Annotated in this window: 22 protein-coding genes and 1 pseudogene; 13 read left to right on the top strand and 10 right to left on the bottom strand. The window is 66.4% G+C overall.

The genetic code is table 11. From position 1 onward, the window contains the following. Window positions 1-40: 40 nt before the first annotated feature. Together EA472_RS09245 and EA472_RS09240 are read right to left on the bottom strand one after the other, a co-directional pair. The gene (locus EA472_RS09245) at window positions 41-1429 is read right to left on the bottom strand and encodes a signal recognition particle protein Srp54 (protein ID WP_124191220.1); all 1389 of its coding nucleotides are present in this window, start codon (window positions 1427-1429) and stop codon (window positions 41-43) included. A 72-nt stretch (window positions 1430-1501) separates the two neighbouring features. After that, complete coding sequence (locus EA472_RS09240; protein ID WP_124191219.1) at window positions 1502-2182, bottom strand: haloacid dehalogenase type II; 681 nt, start codon at window positions 2180-2182, stop codon at window positions 1502-1504. Window positions 2183-2304: 122 nt separating this feature from the next. On the opposite strand from EA472_RS09240, the gene EA472_RS09235 reads away from it, so the two are divergent. The 3 genes from EA472_RS09235 to EA472_RS09225 all read left to right on the top strand — a co-directional run bounded on the left by EA472_RS09235 (window position 2305) and on the right by EA472_RS09225 (window position 5649). Continuing rightward, on the top strand, window positions 2305-2544 hold the full coding sequence (locus EA472_RS09235; protein ID WP_243637815.1) for a type II toxin-antitoxin system HicB family antitoxin: 240 nt from the start codon (window positions 2305-2307) through the stop codon (window positions 2542-2544). 215 nt (window positions 2545-2759) lie between these two features. Further along, window positions 2760-4226, top strand: a complete 1467-nt coding sequence (locus EA472_RS09230) for a dihydrolipoyl dehydrogenase (RefSeq protein WP_124191218.1) — start codon at window positions 2760-2762, stop codon at window positions 4224-4226. A gap of 220 nt (window positions 4227-4446) precedes the next feature. Continuing rightward, complete coding sequence (locus EA472_RS09225) at window positions 4447-5649, top strand: alpha/beta hydrolase family protein (RefSeq protein WP_124191217.1); 1203 nt, start codon at window positions 4447-4449, stop codon at window positions 5647-5649. Here EA472_RS09225 and EA472_RS22470 read toward each other — a convergent pair. Further along, window positions 5646-5786, bottom strand: coding sequence for a hypothetical protein (locus EA472_RS22470; RefSeq protein WP_165874862.1), 141 nt, complete (start codon window positions 5784-5786; stop codon window positions 5646-5648). The genes EA472_RS09225 and EA472_RS22470 overlap by 4 nt on opposite strands. 30 nt (window positions 5787-5816) lie before the next feature. On the opposite strand from EA472_RS22470, the pseudogene EA472_RS09220 reads away from it, so the two are divergent. After that, window positions 5817-6002: pseudogene (locus EA472_RS09220) on the top strand (SDR family NAD(P)-dependent oxidoreductase); the annotation flags it as partial. Window positions 6003-6017: 15 nt separating this feature from the next. Here EA472_RS09220 and EA472_RS09215 read toward each other — a convergent pair. Beyond that, window positions 6018-7808, bottom strand: coding sequence for a gamma-glutamyltransferase family protein (locus tag EA472_RS09215; protein WP_124191216.1), 1791 nt, complete (start codon window positions 7806-7808; stop codon window positions 6018-6020). Between the two features lie 384 nt (window positions 7809-8192). Between EA472_RS09215 and EA472_RS09210 the strand changes: the two genes are divergently transcribed. Continuing rightward, window positions 8193-8837 carry an SDR family oxidoreductase gene (locus EA472_RS09210; protein ID WP_124191215.1) on the top strand — a complete coding sequence of 215 codons (645 nt, stop codon included), beginning with the start codon at window positions 8193-8195 and terminating at the stop codon, window positions 8835-8837. Window positions 8838-8969: 132 nt separating this feature from the next. Here EA472_RS09210 and EA472_RS09205 read toward each other — a convergent pair whose 3' ends face one another. After that, window positions 8970-9212 (bottom strand): hypothetical protein, encoded by a 243-nt coding sequence (locus EA472_RS09205; protein ID WP_124191214.1) that lies wholly within the window; start codon window positions 9210-9212, stop codon window positions 8970-8972. Window positions 9213-9871: 659 nt separating this feature from the next. Here EA472_RS09205 and EA472_RS23230 point away from each other — a divergent pair. The 3 genes from EA472_RS23230 to EA472_RS09195 all read left to right on the top strand — a co-directional run bounded on the left by EA472_RS23230 (window position 9872) and on the right by EA472_RS09195 (window position 13432). Further along, complete coding sequence (locus EA472_RS23230; protein ID WP_279387172.1) at window positions 9872-9994, top strand: hypothetical protein; 123 nt, start codon at window positions 9872-9874, stop codon at window positions 9992-9994. A 726-nt stretch (window positions 9995-10720) separates the two neighbouring features. Continuing rightward, window positions 10721-11155: an ester cyclase gene (locus tag EA472_RS09200; RefSeq protein ID WP_124191213.1), complete on the top strand. Its 435-nt coding sequence runs from the start codon at window positions 10721-10723 to the stop codon at window positions 11153-11155. A gap of 417 nt (window positions 11156-11572) precedes the next feature. Further along, on the top strand, window positions 11573-13432 hold the full coding sequence (locus EA472_RS09195) for a PAS domain S-box protein (protein WP_124191212.1): 1860 nt from the start codon (window positions 11573-11575) through the stop codon (window positions 13430-13432). 122 nt (window positions 13433-13554) lie between these two features. On the opposite strand, the gene EA472_RS09190 is transcribed toward EA472_RS09195, so the two are convergent. Together EA472_RS09190 and EA472_RS09185 are read right to left on the bottom strand one after the other, a co-directional pair. Beyond that, on the bottom strand, window positions 13555-14583 hold the full coding sequence (locus EA472_RS09190; RefSeq protein ID WP_124191211.1) for a TackOD1 domain-containing metal-binding protein: 1029 nt from the start codon (window positions 14581-14583) through the stop codon (window positions 13555-13557). A 398-nt stretch (window positions 14584-14981) separates the two neighbouring features. Next, window positions 14982-16364 carry an MATE family efflux transporter gene (locus EA472_RS09185; protein WP_243637813.1) on the bottom strand — a complete coding sequence of 461 codons (1383 nt, stop codon included), beginning with the start codon at window positions 16362-16364 and terminating at the stop codon, window positions 14982-14984. 205 nt (window positions 16365-16569) lie between these two features. Between EA472_RS09185 and EA472_RS09180 the strand changes: the two genes are divergently transcribed. From EA472_RS09180 to EA472_RS09160, 5 genes are all read left to right on the top strand, one after another. Continuing rightward, on the top strand, window positions 16570-16791 hold the full coding sequence (locus tag EA472_RS09180) for a DUF7130 family rubredoxin-like protein (protein ID WP_124191368.1): 222 nt from the start codon (window positions 16570-16572) through the stop codon (window positions 16789-16791). A 195-nt stretch (window positions 16792-16986) separates the two neighbouring features. Beyond that, complete coding sequence (locus tag EA472_RS22775) at window positions 16987-17220, top strand: hypothetical protein (protein ID WP_207891143.1); 234 nt, start codon at window positions 16987-16989, stop codon at window positions 17218-17220. Window positions 17221-17368: 148 nt separating this feature from the next. Then, window positions 17369-18703 carry an MFS transporter gene (locus EA472_RS09170; protein ID WP_124191209.1) on the top strand — a complete coding sequence of 445 codons (1335 nt, stop codon included), beginning with the start codon at window positions 17369-17371 and terminating at the stop codon, window positions 18701-18703. Between the two features lie 330 nt (window positions 18704-19033). Continuing rightward, window positions 19034-19879, top strand: coding sequence for a hypothetical protein (locus EA472_RS09165; protein ID WP_124191208.1), 846 nt, complete (start codon window positions 19034-19036; stop codon window positions 19877-19879). Between the two features lie 353 nt (window positions 19880-20232). Beyond that, on the top strand, window positions 20233-21720 hold the full coding sequence (locus EA472_RS09160) for a sensor histidine kinase (RefSeq protein WP_124191207.1): 1488 nt from the start codon (window positions 20233-20235) through the stop codon (window positions 21718-21720). Between the two features lie 192 nt (window positions 21721-21912). Here the strand turns inward: EA472_RS09160 and EA472_RS09155 are convergent, their stop codons facing one another. From EA472_RS09155 to EA472_RS09145, 3 genes are all read right to left on the bottom strand, one after another. Beyond that, the gene (locus tag EA472_RS09155) at window positions 21913-22347 is read right to left on the bottom strand and encodes a type II toxin-antitoxin system VapC family toxin (protein ID WP_124191206.1); all 435 of its coding nucleotides are present in this window, start codon (window positions 22345-22347) and stop codon (window positions 21913-21915) included. Continuing rightward, window positions 22348-22599: an AbrB/MazE/SpoVT family DNA-binding domain-containing protein gene (locus tag EA472_RS09150; protein WP_124191205.1), complete on the bottom strand. Its 252-nt coding sequence runs from the start codon at window positions 22597-22599 to the stop codon at window positions 22348-22350. Window positions 22600-22780: 181 nt separating this feature from the next. Further along, on the bottom strand, window positions 22781-23575 hold the full coding sequence (locus EA472_RS09145) for a sulfurtransferase (RefSeq protein ID WP_124191204.1): 795 nt from the start codon (window positions 23573-23575) through the stop codon (window positions 22781-22783). Between the last annotated feature and the right edge of the window lie 51 nt (window positions 23576-23626).

The following is a 23626-nucleotide window of genomic DNA, read 5'->3' as shown; positions in this document are numbered from 1 at the left end:
GCTTCGACGAGAAACGAACCGGCGGCGTCCGAGCGCCGGCTCAGAACGGTCCCATGCCGCCCATCCCGCCGCCACCGCCGCCCTGCTGTTGCATCTGCTTCATCATCCGTTGCATCTCCTGGTCCGAGCCCATGCCCTGGAACTGCTTGATCGTCCGCTCCATCATCTTGTACTGCTGGAGCAACTCGCGGACCTCCTCTTCGCTCGTGCCCGAGCCGCGGGCGATGCGCTCGATCTGGCTCGCGCCGATGGCCTTCGGGTACTCCTTTTCGGCGTCGGTCATCGAGTCCATGATGACGCTGAACGTGTGCATGCGGTCCTGTGTGACGTCCATCGCGTCGTCGGGCAGCTGATCTTTGATGCCGCCGCCGAAGCCGGGGATCATATCGAGCACCTGATCGAGCGGCCCCATGTTGTTCATCGCCTCCATCTGCTTTTGCATGTCGTTCAGGGTGAACTGCCCCTTCAGCATGTCCTCGGGGTCCCAGTCGTCCTCCTCGATCTCGGTCTGTTGCATGGCGCGCTCGACGCGCTCTGCGAGCTGGCCGAGGTCGCCCATCCCGAGCAGTCGCGAGATGAAGCCGTCGGGCTCGAAGCGCTCGACGTCCTGGACCTCCTCACCGGTTCCGAGGAAGGCGATCGACGAGTCGGTTTGATCGACCGCCGTCAGCGCGCCGCCACCTTTCGCCGTTCCGTCGAGTTTGGTGATGACGACGCCGTCGATGCCGACCGACTCGTCGAACTGCTGGGCCTGCTCTTTGGCCCCCTGGCCGATCGCCGCGTCGAGGACGAGCAGCGAGGTGTCCGGGTCGACGACCGCCTCGATCTCTTCGATTTCGTCGATCAGGTCATCCTCGAGCGCGTGCCGACCGGCGGTGTCCACGATGTGGACGTCCGCCTCGCCGGTCTCCTCGAGGCCCTGCCGGGCGATTTCGACCGGGTCCTCGCCGTCGGGATCGCCGTAGAAGTCGACCTCGGCTCGCTCGGTCATCTCCTTGGCCTGGTCGTACGCGCCGGGCCGGAAGGTGTCGGTCTGGATCACCGCGGGGCGGAGCCCCTTCGTCGAGAACCACCAGGCCATCTTCGCCGCGGAGGTCGTCTTCCCCGACCCCTGGAGGCCGGCGAGCAGGATCGTCTGCTCCTCGAGGGGTAACTCGGTCGACTCGCCGATGAGGTCGACCAGCTCCTCGTAGACGATGCGGAGGACGAAATCGCGCGCGGGAGTGCCGGCGGGCGGCTCCTCCTCGAGGGCGCGCTGTTTGATGTTGTCCGACAGCTCCATCACGAGCGAGACGTCGACGTCGGCGGAGAGCAGCGACCGCTGGATCTCCTTGACGATCTCCTCGACGTCCTCCTCGCTGATTCGTGACTTGCCGCGGAGTTTGTCGAGGGTGCCCCGCAGAGAACTCCCGAGATCGTCGAGTACCATTTGCTCGGTGTACGAGGCGACGGCGTTAAAGGCTTTTTCTACGCCGGATTCGAGACGGTCCGCTCGCCCGGCTCACGCCAGCGCGTCGACCAGCTCGCGGATCGACGCGATCTCGAGGTCGGGTTCGGCGCCGAACGGCTCCCAGGGCGAACCCGCGCGGTCGAGCCACACGCCCTGCATTCCGGCGTGGATCGCACCCAGGACGTCGAACCAGCCTGCCGCCACGTGTGCGATCTCGTCGATCGGCGTTCCGGTTCGGGCGGCCGCGTGGCGATAGAGTTCGGCGTCGGGCTTGAACGTCCGCACCTCGTGGGCGCTGATCGTCCCCTCGATTGCTCCCTCGATTCCGGCGTGATCGACCATCGACGCGAGCATCTCGGGGTCGCCGTTCGAGACGACGTAGCACTCGTATCCCGCGTCCCGAAGTTCCGCGAGGCCGTCCCGGACGTCGTCGAAGACGTCGAGTTCGTGGTAGACGGCGAGAATCTCGTCGCGCGTCTCCGCCGAGAGATCGGCGTCGTGGGCGGCCAGCGCGTACTCGAGTGCGTCCCGATTCACCTCGTAGAACGGCTGGTAGGCGTTGATCTGGTTCGCGACGAACGTGTACTCGAGCGATCGGGTTCGCCACAGCCGCGAGACCGACACGGGATCGTCGACCGCGTCGGCGAGCGCCCGTTCTGCGGCGTCGACGTCGACCAGCGTCCCGTAGGAGTCGAAGGTGACCGTGCGCACCCGCTCGGGATCGAACGACATGCGACGACTGACGCGAACGGGAGGGATAAATGTGGACGGTGCACGCGAACAGCGGATCGGCCGTGGGCGGACACGCTCCGCGGGGCGAACGGTATATTGCGCTCGAGCGACGAGACCGTGACGTGAGCGAAGACGAGATTCGGGACGAGGACCTCGAGGCGCTGATCGACGAGCACGACGCGCTCGCGGACGCGGACGTCGTGATGCGTCGGAACGACCACGGCCTCCACATCGCGGACGACGAGGTAACGGGCGTCTCGAGTCAGGGCCAGACGCCGGAGGCGGCGCTGGCAAACCTCGCGGCGGCCGTCGAATCGTACGCGGAAGCGACCGAGGACGCGACGGGCGACGACTGGCTGTAGCGTCCACCGACGGCCCGAGCGGTCGACCGATCCCGACGATGGCTCGAGCGCTGAAACGGACTGCTGTCCGTCGGTGCCTGCGAAACCGCAGGGCGGCCGAGCCGGTGACCCGTTCCGACGATCGTCTCACACCGCCCGCTTCGGCGGCGGCGTCGGGAATCGGGCCGGCCACAGCGCGGCCGCGTTTTACGGTCCCGTCCGTGGTCCGTCCGCGTATGAACGAGTACGATGTCGTCGTCGTGGGTGGCGGATCTGGAAGTCAGATCGCCACCGCGGCCGCCGACCGCGGCCTCGAGGCGGCCGTGATCGAGCGCGGACCGCTCGGCGGGGCCTGCATCACGAGGGGGTGCGTCCCGTCGAAGGCGTTGATCCACCGCGCGGACGCGGTCGAGGAAATCCGTCGATCTCCGGAGATTGGACTCGACGCCACGCTGGAGGGCGTCGAGTACGCCGAGATCACGTCCTCGATCCGCGACTGGGTGTACGAAAAGGCGGCCCGCCAGGAGCGCGGCCTCGAGGAGGCAGACGCCGTGGCGCTGTACCGCGGCGAGGGACGGTTCGTCGACGAGCGGACGCTCGAGGTCGATCCCGTCGACGGCGACGCCCCTCCCGACCCGATCCGGGGCGATCGGGTCGTCGTCGCGGTCGGGAGTCGCCCGCTGATCCCGCCGATCGAGGGGCTCGAGGACGTCGATTTCCTGACCAGCGACGACGCGCTTTTCCTGGACGAGCGCCCCGACTCGCTCGCGATCGTCGGCGGCGGTTACATCGGGGCCGAACTGGGCTACTTCTTCGGCGCGTTGGGTGCCGACGTGTCGCTGATCGGACGAAGCGACGTCCTGGTCCCGCGCGAGGACGGCGCGATCAGCGAGTTCGTCACCGAGTCGCTCGAGCGCCACTGCGACGTCTACGCGGGCCGCGAGGCGTCGTCGGTCGAAGCGGCCGACGGCGGAGTCGTCGTGACCGCCGAGCGGACGGAAAACGGAGACGGCGGGGACGAGCCGGTAGACGGAGCAGGCCGAGACGGATCGATCGACCTCGAGGCGGATCGCCTCCTGCTCGCGACCGGGAGACGGCCGAACACCGATACGCTCGACCTCGAGCAGACGGGCGTCGAAACCGACGATCGGGGATACGTCGAAACGGATTCGACGCTCGAGACGACCTGCGACGGCGTCTGGGCGCTCGGGGACGTGCTGGGCGAGCAGCCGTTCAAACACGCGGCGGATTACGAGGCCCGCGTCGTCGCGGCGAACGTCCTCGACGATGCCGGTCGCGAGGTCGACTCCGACGCGATGCCCCACGCGATCTTCACCTCGCCGCAGGTCGCGAGCGTCGGGGCGACGGAGACGGAACTCGCGGACGCCGACCGCGAGTACGAGTCGACGACGGTCCCGTTCGACGTCGCGCCGCTCGGGGTCGTCCTCGGGGCCGACGGGTTCGTGAAGGTCCTCGCAGCGCCCGACGGCGAGATTCTAGGCTGTCACGTCGTCGGACCGCAGGCGTCGATCCTGATCCAGGAGGTCGTGGTGGCGATGGAGCGCGGAGACGGCACGGTCGAGGACGTTTCGGAACCGGTCCACGTCCACCCGGCGCTCTCGGAGGTCGTCTACGCCGCGTTCGACGAACTGTCTTCGAACCGGTACTCGACGGCGCCGGACTGGCGCGACGTCGGCGGCTGAGACGGGCTGCTGGAACGATTCACCGTCCAGCCGCCGACGGTTCGCGGTTGCGCCGGTACTGACGTACACCGGATCGCACGAGTGGGTGCGCTCGAGGAGCCGAAGGGAGCGTGAACGAGACCGTTGCACCCTCGCCGGGTTCGGCGCGTCCGCCGTTTCGGGACCTCGCGCGCCGTCGACGGCGCGTCGATTATATCGTCGCCGACGTGGTTCGACGGCTATGGCACCCGTTCGTTTCGACGACGACGAGTTCGCAGCCCAGTTCGAGCGAGCGCTCGCGAAAGTGTACTACGGCTGTGCGGAGGTCGGCGAGTGTCTCGCGACGGCCGACCGGATCGAGGACGGCGACTACGACAGCTGGTACGACGAGTGGTTCGCGACGGCCGAGTCGGTCGCGGCCGTCGCTCGCGGGGCGCGCGAGGGCGGCCACGCCGTCAGCGCTCGAGAAGCGTTCCTCCGGGCGGCCGAGTACTACCGGTCGGCGTACTTCTTTCGGAGACGCGACCTCGACGACCCGGATTTGCTCCGGGCCTGGCGTCGCCAGCGGGAGTGCTTCCGGGAGGCGATCCCGCTGTTCGAGCACCGCGGCGAGGTCGTCGACGTCCCGTTCGACGGGACGACGCTCCCGGGCTACTTCTTCGCGCCGGACGCGTCGAAGCGCCCGCGCCCGACCGTGATCGGGTTTCCCGGCTACGACTCGCCCGTCGGGGAGTCCTACCCCATGCTCGCGGCGGCCGCCGTCTCCCGCGGCTACGGCTGTCTGCTGTTCGAGGGGCCCGGGCAGGGCGGAACGCTGTACGAGCAGCGACGGTTCTTCCGACCGGACTACGAGACCGTCGTCGCCCCTGTCGTCGACTACGCCGTCGATCGATCGGACGTCGATCCGTCCCGGCTCGCACTGGTCGGTCGAAGCTTCGGGGGCTACCTCGCGGCGCGTGCGGCCACCGGAAAACCGCGGCTCGCCGCGCTCGTCGCCGATCCCGGAATCGTCGACCTCGGCTCGCTCGCCCGCAACGTGGTCCCCGAGGAGCTGATCTCGGCCGTGCTCGAGGGCGATTCCGAGGCCGACGCGGCGCTCGAGGACCGCCTCTCGGACCCCCACGCGATGGAGTTTTTCGGCTCGCGAATGGCCGCCCACGGCGTCGACTCCCTCGGCGAGTACGTCCGCGAACTGCAGTCGTACGCGCTCGGGGATCGCCTCGAGTCGATCGAGTGTCCGACGCTCGTCGCCGGCAACGAATCCGATCGGCTCGCCGTCCAGGCTCGCGACCTGGCGGAGTCGATTCCGGCACCGACGCGGTACGTCGAGTTCGCAGACGCCGACGGGGCCGGCGGCCACTGCGAGGGCGCTGGACAGGCGGTGTTCCACCAGCGGACGTTCGACTGGCTCGACGGGGTCCTCGAGGCGGAGACCGGCGTCTAGAGACCGTTCCGATCGATTTCGATCCGTTCGCCGCCTTTCGACCGCCGCCGCGCACAGACAGGCAACGGCGAAAAGATCGTCCGTCCCCAGGCGTCGGGCGTCCGGTCGGTGCGGTACCGGAACGGAGAACGGATCATGACAACGAAACGACGCCGCTCGAGGAGCAAGTGATCGTCGTCACCGGCGCGTCGTCGGGGATCGGGTTGACGACCGCGCGCATGGCCGCAGCTCGAGGCGCGAAGCTGGTGCTCGCCGCCCGTAGCGAGGACGAACTGGAGGAACTGACCGCGGAAATCGAGGACGACGGCGGCGACGCGGAGTACGTGGTGGCCGACGTTCGAAACAGGGACGAGAGCGCCGACTCGTAGCTACGACTCGTCCTCCCACAACACGTCGCCCTCGGCCGTCTCCACGCGGGGTTCGGCCCCCACCTGTACGCCGCCGTCGTCCTCGAGCAGGAGCATCGTCGCGGTGCCGACCGTTCCGGTTCCCACCTCGACGTCGTGACCTCGCTCCTCGAGTTCCCGAACGGTCTCCTCCGGGAACGCCGACTCCAGCTGGAGCGCGTTGTCGACGTCGTAGGGGTACTGCGTCGACGGGAACGCGGTGCTCACGAACCGCGGGTGGGCCACCGTCTCCTCGGCCTCGAGGCCGAACTCGACGGCGTGGAGGAACTGCTGGGTCTGGCCCTGTGGCTGGGTGTCGACGCCGGTGGTTCCGCCGAGGACGGACGGGCGGCCGTCGCGGGTCGCCAGGTACGGATTGGAGGTGTGGCGCACTTTGTAGCCGGGCGTGAGCCGGTTCGGATCGTCCTCCTCGAGCGCGAGCATCCGCATCCGGTTGTTGACGTGAACGCCGGTGTCGCCGATCACGAGAAACTGCGCGCCGAGGCTGGTCGTCACCGCCGCCGCGTTCCCCTCCCCGTCGACGACGTGGAAGGTCGTCGTGTGGTCCGCGTCGCCCGCTTCGGTGACGGTGGTCTCGTCACCTCCCTGCTCGTCGAGGCCGCTCTCGAGGGGCCACTCCATCGCCCGTTCCGTATCGATCCGGTCGCGCTGGCTCGCGGCGTACTCGTCGGCGAGCAGTTCGTCGACGGGCACCTCGACCCGGTCCGGATCGCCGACGTGGTGGTACCGGTCGGCGAACGCGAGTTTGATCGCCTCGACCTGCAGGTGGACGGCGTCCGCCCCGTCCGGCTCCAGCCCGGAAAGGTCGTACTCCTTCAACACGTCGAGCGCCAGCAGTTGCGTGATTCCCTGACTGTTCGGCGGATTCTGGTAGACTCGGGCGTCGTCGTCGTACTCGATCGAGAGCGGGTCGACGATCTCGGCTTCGAACTCGGCGAAGTCCGACCTCGTGAGGTAGCCGCCGTGCTCGTCCGAGTACGCCACGATCTCCTCGGCGATCGGCCCGCGGTAGAAGGAGTCCCTCGCGGCCTGGATCGCCTCCGTCCGCCCCTCGTCCCGGCGATCCGCGTACGCCTCGGCCAGCGCCTCGAACGTCCCCGCCATCTCCTCCTGGTACGCCGTCTCGCCCTCCTCGAGGAGGTCGCCGTCGCGTTCGTAGATCGCCGCCGCGTCGGGGCGGTCGTCGATCTCGGACGACTCGTTCTCGAGCCACCTCGCCATCCCAGGGCTAACTTCGTAGCCCCCACGAGCGATATCGATCGCCGGGGACAGCACGTCCTCGAGCTCCAGACCGCCGTACCGCTCGAGCCACAGCATCCACCCGTCCCACGCGCCGGGGACGACGGCCTGGTGGATGCCGGCCTCGTCCGCGCGCTCCTCGTAGTCCGCCCGCGTCGCGTCGGAGCCGACGGGTCCCACGCCGTCGAGGCTCGTCACCTCGTCCGTCTCGGCGTCGTAGTACAGCGCCCAGGTCCCGCCGCCCAGCGCCGAGGAGAACCACGGCTCCACCACGCTCAGCGCGCAGGCGACCGCGACGGCAGCGTCGGCCGCCGTCCCGCCCGCCTCGAGCACTTCGAGCCCCGCCTCGGTCGCGCGGTGATGCTGCGAGACGACCGCAGCGACGCGGTCCTCGTCCCGTTGCGCCGTCGCGCCCGCACCGGTGCGTCCAGCGGCTCCGCCGATCCCGGCCAGTCCGGCGACGGACGCGCCGCCTTTCGCCAGGAACGACCGCCGGCGAACGTTCGAATCCATATCCGGGTTCCCGGCGGCCGGGTCTATAGGCGACCGGGACGGTTCGACCGCTAGTCCGTCGTTACGGACGAGGTCCCGAGGCGGCCTGTCCGTCGTGGATCCGAGCGAGGGCTCCGACGCCGCCACCCGATGGGTCGTCGAATTCGCGTCGCAAAGGCGCATCCGTCCGGCCGCGTCGGCCCAGTCCGTTCCCAACAGCGTATTACCCGCGCTCGCCGTCCGTCGGGGCGCAGACGAGACCGACGCGGCGAGGGCCGCGCCGTCGCGAACGCGAGTCTCCCGTTCGTCTCGAGTCGGTCTTCGCTCTCGAGGGCGGTCGGATCGCCGAGACGGCTTCGGCGTCCACAGCACCTAATGATGCGGCCCGCGTCGGTACGGAACACCATGCGAGTCGCAGTAATCGGTGCGAACGGCGGAATCGGTCGCGAACTGGTGTCCCGACTCGCGGACGCCGGACACGATCCGATCGGGATCGTGCGAGACGAGTCCCAGTTCGACGCCGTCCGAGACCGCGGCGGGGAACCGCGGCTGGGCGACCTCGAGGGGGAGTTCGCGCCGGCGCTCGAGGGTGCCGACGCGGCCGTGTTCACGGCCGGATCCGGCGGGGACACCGGCTGGGAGAAGACGCTGCTGATCGACCTCTGGGGCGCGCGGCGGTGCGTCGACGCCTGCGCCGAGTACGGCGTCGACAGGTTCGTCGCGATCAGCGCGTACAACGCGAGCGAGCCGCTGTCCGAGCCCGAATCGCTCCGCCCGTACTGGGTGGCAAAGCGGTGCGCCGACGACTACCTCGAACGGTCTTCGCTCGACGCGACGATCCTTCGTCCGACGAGGCTCACCGACGACGAGGCGACCGGCCGAGTTTCGGCGCGCTTCGAATTCCGCGACGAGGGCGGCGACGCGATCCCGCGCGCGGACGTCGCTCAGGCGGTCGTGGCGTGTCTCGAAAACGACGGGACGATCGGCGAAACGATCCGGCTCTTCGGCGGCGACACCCCCATCGAGAACGCGATCCGTCCCGACGGGTGATCCGGCGCGGCGGCCGCCCGGAACGATCCCGTCGGTGGCTGGTTTCGGTAGCCCCGTGACCGAATCGATCGATTGCCCACCGCCGCCCGGTCGGCCGGGACGCGGACCGACGAAACCCGCCTCGAGCGCCCGTCAGTCGGACCTCGCCGACGAGCGCGCTCGCGTCTCGACCGCGAACCCGAGCATCCCGATCCCGGCGACGCAGTCGGGGCAGTACGCTCGGCTCACGGCCGCATAGCGGTTGGCGAGTTCCGAGCAGGGCTCGCTCGAGAGGCGGATCACCCGCTCGGGCGGGACCGGATCGCCGCAGCGATCGCAGACGAGTTCGGCGGCGTCGGGACCGGTCGCGCCTGCGGTCTCCCGGCCGGAACTCATCGGATTCGCCTCCCGGTTCGCCGCCACCGTCGTCGATTCGGCAACTGTCGGCGCTGCGCTCGACACTGCGATCGCCGCCTCCGCGGCCGTCGCTGCTGTGGTCGACGCTGCAATCGGCACCCCCGCGGCCGGCGGTTCCACGGTCTTCGGCTCCGGTGGCGGCTCGAGTCGCGTCGAGGCGCTCGAGTCGAGGGACGGCCGTCCCCCGAAACCGGGGGCTGTTCGATGGCGATACTCCGCCGTCGTGCGAGACCTTTTTGTCTCGGTGGCAGGAACGTAAACATGGCGTCCGTTGCGAGTCGCAGTGGAAGCCACCGTCTCGGGTGTTGCCGCACCCGGGGCATTTCGTACGCATGCCCCCGCGTCCGCATTTTGGAGCGCGATGGCTTCCATCCTGACAGTCGAACCGAGTAATAATATAATTACTGGTGTGTGTTGAAGGAAGTGGTCGTACGGCGGGCGTCCCGACCACCTCGGCAGGCTCGAGTCCGGAGGCGCGATTGGGTGGCGTGCATCCGCTCGGTTGACGACCCCGTCCGAAAGCGCGACTCGCCGGCTCTCGATTCGGACGCCGTCGGGACGAGACGCGCGTCGAGCCGTTTCCCGGCGACTGAGAATCGGCCGCGGCCCCAATACCGACCGCCCCTTCCGGACGACTGATGAGGGTCAACGAGTTCCTCAACGGGGAATCGCTCACCGGAAACCAAGCGGCGGCCATCTTCGTCGTCTGGCTGGGAATCGTGCTCGCCGGCGGCTTTTTGCTCGTTTTCAGCGTCCCGTAACCGTCGCCGGCGTTCCTTCGAAGCGCCACGGCGTGCGATCGCCGGACCGACGAGCGTTCGATGCGAACCGAGAGCGGGTACAGAACAGACCTGTACCGTTCCGGACGTGCTGCGAGGGTTCGGCCTCGAGTCCACCGACGAGGTCGTCAGATCCCGCCCGAAACGGGCGTCCCTCGAGCACCCGACTCGAGGCTCCTACGTCAAGTCTCGCGACCTCACCGACGAGGTACAGTCGGACGTCGACTTCCGTTGTTGCACTTCCAAAGCGCCGAACCATCCGCGTACTACACCTGCCAACCTTTTGCTCTGCGTGCGGTCGCAGAGCGACCGCACTCGGCAAAACGTTGATGAAAAGCACTCCTCCCTCCCCTCCGGGTCGGTCGTCGGCCCGCTCGCTCACTGCGTTCGCTCGCGGTGAGTGCACAGTTCTCCGCCTGTACTGATCGACAAATCAGCAGTCCGCTAGTGGAGGACAGTCGGACAATGAGCGTACACTACACCTGCATATTGAGCGCTGGGATTCCTATCAATAAGCATATCTCTCCGAAAGTCGTGATGAATCCAGAGCGCGCATTCAGCAAAACATGATCCCTCTCATAGTATCGTTAGCCTACTATTATGATAAAGGTTAACACACACCACATCGTAGTTCCCGAACAGCGTTCGTTTTGAGAGTGTGTAGGGAGCGAAGATTTTTCGAACGAATGCTATGGAGGCAGATACCGCATGTCAACAATGGAAGCCGAAAACAAGGAACTCGCCCAAAAATACGCCGAAGAGGTCGTAACTGAGGGCCACCTTGACATCATCGACGAGATCATCGCAGACGAGCACGTCCAGCACACCTCTGCAGTATCCGAGACTCTTCACGGTCCGGAGGAGGTAAAGGAAAACGTTTCAATGCTTCGGGAGGCGTTTCCGGACACCGAATGTGTGGTTCAGGATTTGATCGCTGACGGTGACATGGTAGTCCGACGAGACAGGGCCACCTGCACTCACGAAGGCGAGTTCATGGGAATTGAACCAACGGGCAAGGAGATCGAGATCCAAGGGGTTCATATTCACCGGATCGAAGACGGACAGATCGCCGAGACGTGGTCCCAAAGCGACATGATGGGCGCCATGGCTCAACTCGGCGCCATCGAACCGCCCGGAGAGTAACATGACTCGCCGGTCAGTATTTTCTTCCGCGGTGAATCGGGAGTTCGAGGTGGTACGAGGTGGTAGATTTCCCCTCTGCATGTTGCACGCTGATTTTACCAGTTGACGTATAGGTTATACTCTATTGGGTTACATCCTTCGCCTGAATGGAACGGTCGAACTCGCTCTCGCATTCGCGAACAGAGTGAGCGATTCACCGCCGGATCGGGGTGAAACCCCGAGACGGCGGCCGTTTGGCATCAACGGGTTTTGCCGGGGGTTGAGGCTGGCGTCTGCGACGCCAGCAGATGCCCTCCGGGAAAAGAGGTTGCTACTCCCCACGAAGAACACGGTCTCGAAACGGTGTGAAAGGGAGTTCCGGGCGTGCGTGTTTGTGAGCGCCACGACCTTATCCTCTCGCAGGTCGTCACTTCTCGTATGAGCGATCAGGGGGAACCGACGGGAGAACGAATCTGGGCGGAGCGCGACCTCGTCGAAGAGGTCGTCGAAACCAGCCCGATCGGGATCGCGGTCGTCGATGCCACCGGAACGGTGACGTTCGCCAACGAGCACGCCGAGGAGATTTACGGACGCTCCCGCGAGGAGCTCAACGAGTACACCCACGACGATTCTCGCTGGGATCTCGTCAACGAGGACGGCGAACCGCTCGCGTCGGGTGAAGCCCCCTTCAACCGAGTGGTCTCCGAAGAGGAGGCGATCTACGATCAGATCATCGGGCTCCGTCGCCCCTCCGGGGAGCGCGTTTGGGTGTCGGTCAACGGCTCCCCACAGTGGAACGATGACGGCGAACTGAAACGGGCCGTCTTCGCGTTCGAGGACGTTTCCGAAAAGCACGAACTCGAGGCCGAACTCGACGAGATACTCGGGCGCGTGACCGACGCGTTCTACGCCCTCGACGACGAGTTCCGATTCACCCACGTCAACGAGCGCGCCGAAGAGCTGCTCCGTGCGTCCGAGGAGGAGCTACTGGGCGAGACGTTGTGGGAGTTGTATCCGGAGGCCGCCGATATCGACGACGTCTGGGACGCGTTCCACACCGCGATGGAGACCCAGGAACCCCGGAGTTACGACCTCTACTACGATCCGCTCGAATTCTGGGTTGAAGCTACCGTCTATCCGTCTGAAACTGGCGTCTCGGTCTACTTCCAGGACGTTACCGAGCGCAAAGAGCGCGAACGCGAACTCGAGCGAAGCAACGAGCAACTCGAAACGCTGTTTCGGGTACTTCCGATCGGCGTGATGGTCGCAGACGCTGAGGGATCGCTACGCAAAGTGAACGACGCCGCGAACGAAATCTGGGGTGGGACCGTCTACGACGCGGACTCGATCGAGGAGTACGAACGATACACGGGCTGGTGGGCGGATACGGGCGAACCGGTTACGTCCGAGGAGTGGACGATGGCCAGGGTCCTCGACGGGGAATCGGTCGTGGAACCGGACGTGTTCGAGATCGAAACGTTCGACGGCGAGCGTCGGATCGTCATGGTTCACGGGATGCCGATCAGAAACGACCGAGGCGAGGTCGTTCGTGGGGTCGTCGTCCAGACCGATATCACCGAACGAAAAGAGTACGAACGGAAGCTCAAGGAGTCCAACGAACGCCTCGAACAGTTCGCCTACGCCGCCTCCCACGACCTCCAGGAACCGCTGCGAATGGTCACGAGCTACCTCTCCCTGATCGAGCGCAAACACGGCGATACGCTGGACGACGACGGCGAGGAGTTCCTCGAATTCGCCGTCGACGGTGCCGAACGCATGCGCGAGATGATCGACGGACTGCTCGCGTACTCCCGCATCGAATCGCAGGGTGAGCCGTTCGAGCCGACCGATCTCGATGAGGTGTTCGAAGACGTCCGTGCGGATCTCCGGATTCGAATCGAGAGCTCCGACGCAACGATTACGAGGGACTCGCTCCCGCGCGTTCACGGCGACGACGGACAGCTCCGACAGGTGTTTCAGAACCTGTTGAGCAACGCGATCGAATACAGCGGGGAGAAGCCGCCTCGTATTCACGTCTCGGCGGTGCGCGAAGGATCGAAATGGCGCATCTCGGTTCGTGACGAAGGGGTCGGCATCGATTCCGACGACCCCGACCGGGTGTTCGAGGTGTTCCAGCGCCTCCACAGCCGCGAGGAAATTGACGGAACGGGAATCGGCCTGGCGCTCTGTAAACGTATCGTCGAGCGTCACGACGGCGAAATTTGGGTCGACTCGGAACCGGGCGAGGGTTCGACGTTTGCGTTTACACTTCCCGCGGTCGACGCCACCGATCGGTAATTCGTTCGACCCGCTCGACTGCGTCGATTGGGACTGCATTCGTGCCCGCTATCACCGTACACCGATGCGACCACGGGTCGTTCGCGATCGAACCGACGACTGACGGCGGTCCGCGTGGCGGATCACCGCTTCGAGGCGGACGACGAAACGATGGAGGCGAGCCACTCGAGCACCCGGTTGTCCTCGCGCGAGTGCTCGCTGATCCCGCGCACTCTGGAGAGCGTGCCGTCGACCGAACTCACGACCGTTACGTTCTCCGCGTCGACCAGTTCGGCCGCGCTGTCGTCCATCGATCCGTCGGTCGAGAGGATGACCGGTCGGGCGTCGGTTTCGCGCGCCGCCTCGAGGAGGTGCTCTACGTCGGCGGGCGTCGGCGAACTGTGGACGCCGACGACGATCCGATCGTCGAGGAGGTCGTCGTCCGCGTACACGTGCACCGGCAGTTCGTCGTCCGACGACGTCGTGACGGTCGTATCGACGTCCGTTTCGTATCCGCGAGCCTCCAGCGTCTCCGCGAGCGATCGACGCCCGTCCACCTGCTCGGCGACCCACTGGTCTCCGGCGGTGGACAGACGGTATCGATAGAGCGGCTGCTCGCGGACGTCCGCCGGCGGAGACGTGTGCAGACAGTCCCGACACCAGAGTCGGTGCGCCGGTGAGTCGAACCTCGCATCGCACGCGTGACACCGATATCGGCGGTCGCGCTTTCGCTCGTCCGGGGCGACCTCCTCGTCGCAGTTCTGGCAGTACAGCGACTCCTGGCGGTCTTCTCGATCCTCGTCCTGATCGTCCTCCGCGGTCTCCCCGTCGGAGCGCGGATCGACGCCGAGCGGTTCGCCACAGACCGGGTGGACGACCGCGGTCTCCCGCGTCGCGTGAACCGACGCACAGTGCGGACAGCCGGTGGTGTACTGCATCCCTTCCGCGGAACAGTTCGGACAGACGTACACCTTGTACTCGAACTCCGCCGACAGTAGCCCGCGATCCGCCATCGCCCGCAGGAAGTCGATCGCCGGTCCGTCCCGCTCGTCGAGGTGACGCTCGACGGAGGGGTAGGTGACGTCTCCGGCTTCGTCGATCTCGGGGTCGAACGCGTCGTTGGTTCCGTCCCGGAGTTCGCTCACCGCACGGAGCTTGCCTGGTGATACCATGATAGGATCCGTTCGTCGACGTGGAACACCCGGATCGGCTTCAGTATGAGCCGGTTTACGTCGCCCGCCCCTGCTCGCTCGCGGTCAAGACCGGGATATCCCTCGAAGGGTGGGTTGCAGGAACGAAACAGTCGTACCGGCGTTCGCGTACCGATCGCGTTCTTTCGGTCGACGTCCCACGGTGACCGGGTGAGAAGGACGAACCAATCACGACCGGATCGAGGGACACCCCGTTTTCAGCCCGCTCTGCTCGAGCCGTATTACTTTGCTTTTCAAAGTAACTTTGACTTCAGAAGTATAGTCGGATCGCTCCCGAGAAAGGGAACGGTTTCGACGGTCGCGACGTTCCCCCGAGTGGCCGAGCCGGGCCGAATCGCGACTCGAGTCCGCCACCGGGCTCACTCCGAACGGCGGTGCTCTTTCTCCCGTTCCGAGAGCATCCGCGCCGCCAGCGCTTCCCACCCTCCCCACTGAAAGCCCGCGGCGACGATCGCGGCGCGAGCGGCGTACGAGAGGACGATCCCGGCGTACACGCCGACCAGTCCGTATCCCAGCGTCACGGCGAGCAGGTACGAACCGGCGAGCATGAACGCGTACGAGCCGACGAGCTGAGCGTAGAGGGGCGTCCGGGTGTCCCCCGCGCCGGTGAGGGAGCCGGAGAGCGGAAAGTAGACGCCGATGAACACCATCGAGACGGCGAACGCTCGGATGAACTCGGTCGCGTATTCGACCGTCGTCGCGTCCCGGCTGAAAAGTAACGCAAGCTGCTCGGCTCCCAGAAACGTAACGACGCCCGAAAAGCCGAGCGTCGCGACGCTCAGCGCGGCGATCGCCTTCGCGGAGTACCGCGCGTCCGTCGGACGTCCGGCACCCAGCTCCTGGCCGACGACGATGCTCGAGACCGTTCGGAACGCCCGGTAAAGCGGCCCCGACAGCTGCTGGTACATCCTGTTGGCGATGTGGTAGGCGGCGTTCGCCTCGGTGCCGAACAGGAGGACGAGGGCGTTGAACGGAAAGTTCGCCAGCGAGTTGCTCACCCCGCCCGCGATGCTCGGCGCGCTGATCGCGAACAGCTGGCGGGTGATCGTGAGATCCGTCGGCCGAGCGAGCGACGGTCCCGTTCGGTCGCTGCCGATCGCGCCCACGAGCAGGAGCGCTTCGACCGTTCGGCTGACCGCGGTAGCGATGCCGACGCCGACGACACTCAGCGTCGGCGCGAGCCAGACGCCCAGCCCGAGCCCGACCGACAGCAGGATGTTGAGTCCGTTCGCGCTCGCGTTGACGACCATCGGCGTGCGCGTGTCGCCGGTCCCCTGCAGCGATCGGGCCCCGACGAGGCCGACGATCCGCATCGGCGCTGCCGCGAAGACGATCATCAGGTACGTTCCGCCCAGTCGAACGACCTCGGATTCGGCCCCCAGCGCTGCGATCAGCGCGTGCCCGAACAGCAAGCCGGCGAGCGCGAGGGGAACCCCACAGAGCGCCCCGACGAGAAGCGCCTGCGTGATCGCGCGGTCGCGAACGTCGTCCGACCCTCGCCCCGTCTCCTGGCTCGAGAGGGCGATCGCGCCGCTGCCGAGCCCCATCCCGATTCGAAGGGGGATTCGGGCGTAGAGATCTCCGAGTCCGATCGCGGCGACGGCCGCCGGCGAGAAGAGCCCGGTGACGACGACGTCGACGGTTCGCATCAGCGTGTTGAGCGTCTGCTGGACGGCGATCGGCCATCCCAGCGAGAACGAGCGCCGCCAGAGTGCAAGCAAGCGGTCGCCGAACTGAAACACTACGGAGGCGTTTCGGCCACGTCTCAATAACGCTGTGTTTTTCACCCGTCCGGCTCTGGAACCGCGTAATTCGCACCGCCGGATCGTCGATCGGTGGGGACGCCACCGCGTGTCGATCCGCTCTCCGCGGTCGATGGAACCGCGTCACTCTCGCCGCCGAACCATTGGCACGTTTTAACACGCCTCGGGTCGTACTGAAATGGCTATGCGCTACGAACGCGAGCGCCGTCGAGGTCGCAGCGAACTCAGGAACAAAGACGAGACCGAAGTTCCCATCGGCGAGCCCCAGGAATCGGCGGACCGCGGCTCCTCCATGTGGCGGTGCTGGGAGTGCGGCGAGATGGGGCGACTCGAGGAGACGCTGCCCGAGTCGTGTCCCGCGTGCGCCGCCTCGCGCGAGGAGCTGTACTACTGGGAGGAAGATTGAGGCCGATCGGCGTCCGTCGGTGCCGGTAACCGCGGGCGTTCCCCGGTCGGACCGGCACACCGTTGCGACGGCGCGTCCGGACGGCCGCGAACCGATCCATCGATCGACGGCCGTGTGTCGCGATTCGCGGCGGCCACCCCGTCAACGCTCTCCGCTAGCCGAGCGTACAAGAGACCGCGCGGAAATTGCTCCACCGTGAGATCCGACTGGCGTCCCAGAGAGCCGCTCAAACGACTCCGGACGCAGATCGCCTACGACGATCGGCGCATCTATTTCCGATTCCGGTGGGACCAACCCGACCCCGGCGGCTGGCTCCACGACGCGCTCGTCTACCTCGTCGGCGACCACGACCGCGCTCGAGCGGTTCGAAACGCCGAGGTGACGATGTGGGAGCTGTACGAGAAGGATCCCGCCTCGTTCGTCCGCTGAGACGACTCCGTACCGACGTCCCCCGAGAACGCCGCCCCGATCTGCGGTGGCGCGCCGTCGAGGGGACGAGCGATACCGAACCCGCTCGAGAGACGCCGTCCGTCGCCGCTTTCGCTGGGTTTTTACCGCATATGAATTGAGATAGCGTATGTCACAGAAGCGAGCCGAAGTCGCGGGCCCGCTCGACGCGTTCCGGCAGTTTTTCTCCCTCCAGCGGGACGTCCTGGTGCTCTCGCTCGCGATGTTCGCGTTCAGCCTCGGCTTCCAGATGACGAACCGGTTTCTCCCGGAGTACCTGTTCTACCTCGGCGCGACCGGATTCGTCGTGGGCGTGTTCGCGACGCTCGGCAACGTCATCGGCGCGATCTACCCCTACTACGGCGGCGTCGTCTCCGACCGCGTCGGCTCGCGGTACGCACTGACCGTCTTCGGCTTCCTCTCGACGTTCGGCTTCGGCATCTGGCTGACCGCCAACTACGTCCCCGCGATCGATCTCGGCGTGATCGTCCTCGAGCCGTGGATCTGGATCTTCGTCGGCTTGCTGTTGGCCCAGTGCTGGAAGTCCTTCGGCATCGGCGGCCACTACGCGATCGTCAAGCAGGCCACCGAGCCGGATCGGCTGGCTCGAGGGTTCGCCAGCACGGAGACGTTCCGCCGGACCGCGTTCCTCATAGCCCCGCTGATCGTCGCCGTCCTCGTCGCCGATCAGCTCATGCCCGGGTTCCTGTGGGTGCTCGTCCTCGGGATCGGCTTCGCCCTCTTCGGCACGGTCGTCCAGCACTGGCTGTACGAGGCCGACGAGGACACCGTCGGAAAGGAGTTCCAGGGCTTCGGACAGATCGTCGACGATCTGCAGGCGCTTCCCGCCGCGCTCCGTCCGCTTTTGGTCGCGGACACGTTCATCAGGTTCGCAAACGGGATGGTGTACGCCTTTTTCATCCTGGTGATCACGCAGGTGTTCGAGATCGGACTGACCGCGACGCTCCCCGTCGTCGGCACGATCGACCTCTCTCCCGCCGCCTTCTTCGCCGTCCTCCTGAGCATCGAGATGCTGGTCGCACTGCTCACGATGGCGCCCGCGGCCAAGCTCGCCGAGCGAGTCGGCCTCAAACCGGTCGTCGGGCTCGGTTTTTTCGTCTACGCCGCCTTTCCGATCCTGTTTATCTTCACGCCGCAGTTCGTCGCAGCCGCCGACCAGACGTGGCTCATGGTCGCGCTGTTTGCCTTTTCCGGACTGCGGTTCGCCGGACTCCCGGCGCACAAGGCCCTGATCGTCGGCCCCGCCGAGCGGGGTGCCGGGGGCCGGGTGACGGGGTCGTACTACTTCGTCCGCGGCGCGATCGTGATCCCGAGCGGCGTCCTCGGCGGCTTCCTCTGGGAGTTCGTCGATCCCGAAGTTTCGTTCACGATCGCCTCGATCGTCGGCCTGGTCGGGGTCGTCTACTTCGCGATCTACGGCCGGGAGTTCGAAGCCTACCGGTGAGCCCCACGCGACCGACCGTCTGGCGTTCCGGTACGATCGCCGAGCACTACATCCGGTCGGAACTCGCTCGTCACTCCGGAGGCGCGACCGGCGCTGGCACGGGTCGGCGCTGAATAGATGGCAGACTCACGATGTAATCGATCGAACCCGACGACTGACGCTCGCGACGACGATCGGGACGACCCGTTCGGATGAATTCCGGACAATCGTAGTTTCCTGAGATATGTTTATCATGTGACAAAGCGTACTAGCTTCGATCGCAATGATCCCGAGAACGATCTCTCAGCAGGCAGTACCGACAGCAGCATTCTCACTCGGTGGGGGTGTCGCGTGAGCCTCGCGTCGTCGGCAACCGACGTCGGCACCCGTATCGGACGATCGACCAGGCACGGTGCCGGCCGCGTCCGAACGCCCGCGTTCTACCTCGTCACCGCCGGGTTCCTCGCGTTTCTCGCCGTCGCGCTCGGCGAATCGATGGCGATGGTCGCCACCGCGTGGGGATCCGAGTACGCGTTCCCGGCTCACCGCGTCCACCACGCGGTTATCGGCGGAACGTTGACCGTCTTCGCCGCGACGATCGCGATCCAGCTGTACCGCCCGACGAAGCGGGTCGGAGCGCTTCAGGCCGCGATCGCGTTCGCCGTCGCCGCGTTCGCCGTCACGCTCGTCGCGTCCGGTCCCGCGGCGGCCGGCGGACTACTGGTGTTCCTCGTTCCGGTGCTCGTCATCGCCGCCTTGCATCCCGCCCGCGGCCACCTCGTCCCGAGCCTCGAGCGAGCGGACGCCCGATTGCTCGGGCTCGCGACCGTCGGCGCGATCGGGTTCGCGGTCGTCGCCGCCGGCGAGTACGCGAGCCACGCGACCCTCGGCGACGAGCACGTGCTGTTCGGCCACTACGAGTTCATGACGTTCGCGCTGGCGTCGGTCGCCCTCTTCGCGCTCCTTTCGGCCCTCCGACCGATCGGCTGGCGCGCGCTCGCGTACGCCGGCGGCGTAGTGGCCGTCCTCTTCGCCGCGGGCTCGCTCGCGTTTCCGGGCCTCGAGCAGGGCTCGAGCCTCGGGCCCGTCGCCGCGGTCGCCGTCATCGTCTGGGCGGTCGCGTTCGTCGCCCTCGCGGAGCACGTCGATCGAACCGACTCGCGGGATGCGGAACGAACCGCCGAGCCCGAACGGTAACCGTCGTCGATTCGACGGTACCGGATCGATCCGACGACCCCCCCTTTCCCAGTTGACTGACGTCCCTCCCCGCGCGGAGCGTACGGGGGGATCGTCGACGAGGGACGAGACTCGAGTCGGCGGTTGGGGTTCCGAGATCGCTCCGGGGACGGGACGTTCCGCGGCCGGTGACCGGGTAGCACTCGAGCGCCGAACTGACGCTCGACTCGGTCGTCAGTTTCGCTCCCCGCACCAGCCCGTCGCGGGATACCGACGCGGACCGTCGCGACTCGAGACCGCTCCACCGTCACCGGACCGATCGTTCGGATCGCCGGCACGAATCCTTATCTCGGTCGGCGAGCAGTACTGTTCCGATGAGCGACCGGGAACGATCCGACGGCGATTCCTTCTGGGGTGACGTCGACGACGGCGACGCACTCGAGAGGTTCGAGGCACTCGTCGACGCGGTCGGCGACGGATTGTATCGACTCGACGCACTCGGCCACTTCGTCGGCGTGAACGAAACCGTTCTCGAGACGACCGGGTACGAGCGCGCGGACCTCCTCGGCGCGCACGTCTCGGCCGTCCTCGACGACGAGTCCGTCGAACGCATCGAACGCGACTTCCGGCGGCGGCTCGCGGCGGGCGATCACGACGACCCCGTCCGGGCGCACGAGATCACGGTCGAAACCGCCGACGGCGACGTCATCACCTGTGACCTGCGCATCACGCTGCTCGTCTCCGACGGAACGTTTCGCGGCTCGGTTGGCGTCGTCCGGGACGTAACCGACCGACGTCGGGAGCTCGAGCGCTACGAGACGATCGTCGAGACGATCCGGGACGGCGTCTACGTCCTCGACGAGGAGTACCGGTTCGTCTCCGTCAACGAGGCGTACACCGAGATGACCGGCTATCCGCGCTCGGAGCTGCTCGGCGCGCACTGCTCGCTCGTCGTCGACGACGACGTCTCCTCGCGAGCCGCGTCGGCGTCGCGGGAACTCGCCTGCGAGCCCGCGGACGACGCGGCGACGATCGAGGCCGACATTCGCCGGGCCGACGGGGACCGACTGCCCGCCGAGAGCCGGTTTACGCCGCTTCCCAGCCCCGACGGCTCGTTCCACGGCACCGTGGGCGTCGTCAGGGACGTCACCGAACGCCGCGAGTACGAGCGAAAACTCGAGGCCTCGAACGAGCGCCTGGAGCAGTTCGCCTACGCGGCCTCCCACGACCTCCAGGAGCCGTTGCGGATGATCACCAGCTACCTCCAGTTGCTCGAACGGCGCTACGGCGACGCCTTCGACGACGACGGCGAGGAGTTTCTCGCGTACGCGGTCGACGGTGCCGACCGCATGCGCGAGATGATCGACGGCCTCCTCGCGTACTCCCGCGTCGACACGCAGGGCGAGCCGTTCGAATCGGTCGATCTGGACGCCGTACTCGCCGACGCCTGCCGCGACCTTCAGTTTCGGATCGACGAGTCCGGCGCAGAACTCGCGGCGGAGCCGCTTCCGCGGGTTCGTTGCGACGGCGGACAGATCCGACAGGTGTTCCAGAACCTGCTGGAAAACGCGATCGCCTACAGCGGCGAAGGATCGCCGCGGATCGACGTCTCGGCCGACCGGACGGGGTCGACGTGGCGGATTTCGGTCCGCGACGACGGCGTCGGGATCGACCCCGCCGACGCCGATCGGGCGTTCGAGATGTTCCAGCGGTTTCACGCCCGCGAGGAACACGCGGGAACGGGTATCGGCCTGGCGCTTTGCAAACGGATCGTCGAGCGCCACGGCGGCGAGATTCGGATCGACTCCGAACCCGGCGAGGGTGCGACGGTCTCGTTCACGCTGCCGGTCGCGGAGCCGTGACACGCCCGGACTATTCGAACACCGATGTACGTCGTTTCATTTCTGGTGATGAGCGTCCCCGCATCCGATCGGCCGTTCTGGATCGGCCGATTTCCTGCGAGCTCGAGCGAATCGACGAGTCGACGACCCCCCCTTCGCTGAAACCAACAGAAGCTGATACAAACGGCCCACTGAATACGGGGCGCGTATCAGTCACTCTGGTTGATATGGGTTAGTTGCGACGTCGAGACGATAGACGTCCTCTGCAGCGTCGAAATCGTCGTCAAACGCGTAAAGGTAACCGAGCCCTTCTGCCTGCATGTACGCGACGATAGCGGCATCGACGAACGAAAAGCACTCGTACTGCCGGAAAAGCGCTTTTGCCGCAGCAACCTCGTCCGCTGTCAGGGAGTCGATGTGGAACCGCGTATTCTCTTCCACCCGATCGAGAAAGTCAACAGCGGCGTCGTGACCTGCGTGTGTCGTCAGCCCGTTTAGCGTCTCCGCGAGGACGTAATCGAGAATCACTGCTTCCGGGAGATCAGCGGTGTCGATTCCCCCGAGAATAGGGAGGGCATCGGAGTGTGCAGTATCACGGCGGTACGCCGCCGCAAAGAGAACAGTCGTATCGACGAGTGCGCGCGGCATCTATTCGATGTCGATACCCCACGTGTCGTGATGGGTCTCGGCCTCTGTCGGCTGATCGCCGTCGTAGCCGTCGAAGTCGCTGAACGTACCGCGGCGCTGCTGGACGACCTGGACGCGGAGCGTGCCGTCGTCCTCGATGTGCCAGCGGAGTTTGTCGCCGTCGTCGATGTCGAGCTCCCGGCGGATGCGAGCGGGAATGTTCGCCTGATTCCCCGACACCTTGCTCTCGGAGTCGACACTCTCGCTACTCATGCTCGGGGGTACGAGATCACCACTCATAAATCCGAGTGTGCACCCACACTACCCTGGATCGGACGGTGAATACGTACCATACGGCCTGAAAAGATCGAACTCGAGGGTTTCGACGACGCAAACGAACCGTGTCCGACGGAATTCGACGCGAACGACCCGTCAGCCGGTCGTTCGCGTCGAGTCAGGCGGGTCCCGTCTCGATCTCGCCGTCGTTCGCCAGCCACTCCGTCAGACTCCCCTCGTAGAAGGCGACGTCGTCGTAGCCGAGCGCCCGGAGGACGACGTACGTGTGGCTGATCCGGCGTGCGGTGTTGCAGTAGAGGACGATCTCTCGGTCGGGTGTGATTCCGTACTCGCCGAGTACGTCCTCGAGTTCGTCCTCGGCTTTCAGCCGCCGCGTCTCGTCGTCGACGACTTCGCGCCAGTCGAAGCGCACGGCACCCGGGAGATGCGCCTCCTCGAACTCGTGGTCTTCGCGCGTGTCGACGAAGAGCGCGCCGCGCTCGAGGGCGTCCTCGACAGCCACGAGTCCCACCAGCGGACTCTCCTCGCGCGAGAGGGGATCGGCCTCGTACGCCGTCGGCTCGAGGTCGGGTTCGTCGGTCGTCGTCTCGTAGGTGCGGTTCCAGGCGCTGTAGTCGCCGTCGAGCAGGCGAACGTCGTCGTGGCCGTACTCGAGCGCGGTGAGTACGAACCGGGCGGCGAAGACGCCGTGGGTGTCGTCGTAGGCGACGATCGCGTCTTCGGGTGCGATACCGACCCCCGACAGCAGTTCGGCGAACGCCTTCGCGCCTGGCAGCGTGCCGCGGTCGACGTCGCTCTCGTCGCGGTAGCTGTCGAACGGCACGCTGACGGCACCCGGAACGTGGCCGATCCCCTCGTACTCCCAGGGGTCTCTGACGTCGACGATGCGAACTCCCGGTTCCTCGAGTCGCGCTGCCAGCCAGTCGGGCGAGACGACGACGGATTCGTCCATCGATCGATTCGTGGCTCCGGACCGCCGATAACGCACCGTTCCCGGCACGTC

The organism is Natrarchaeobius oligotrophus, from assembly GCF_003841465.1.
Taxonomy (GTDB): Archaea; Halobacteriota; Halobacteria; order Halobacteriales; family Natrialbaceae; genus Natrarchaeobius; species Natrarchaeobius oligotrophus.
Note: the sequence above shows the minus strand (reverse complement) of the source record. Positions and strands in the feature narration are given on the sequence as shown.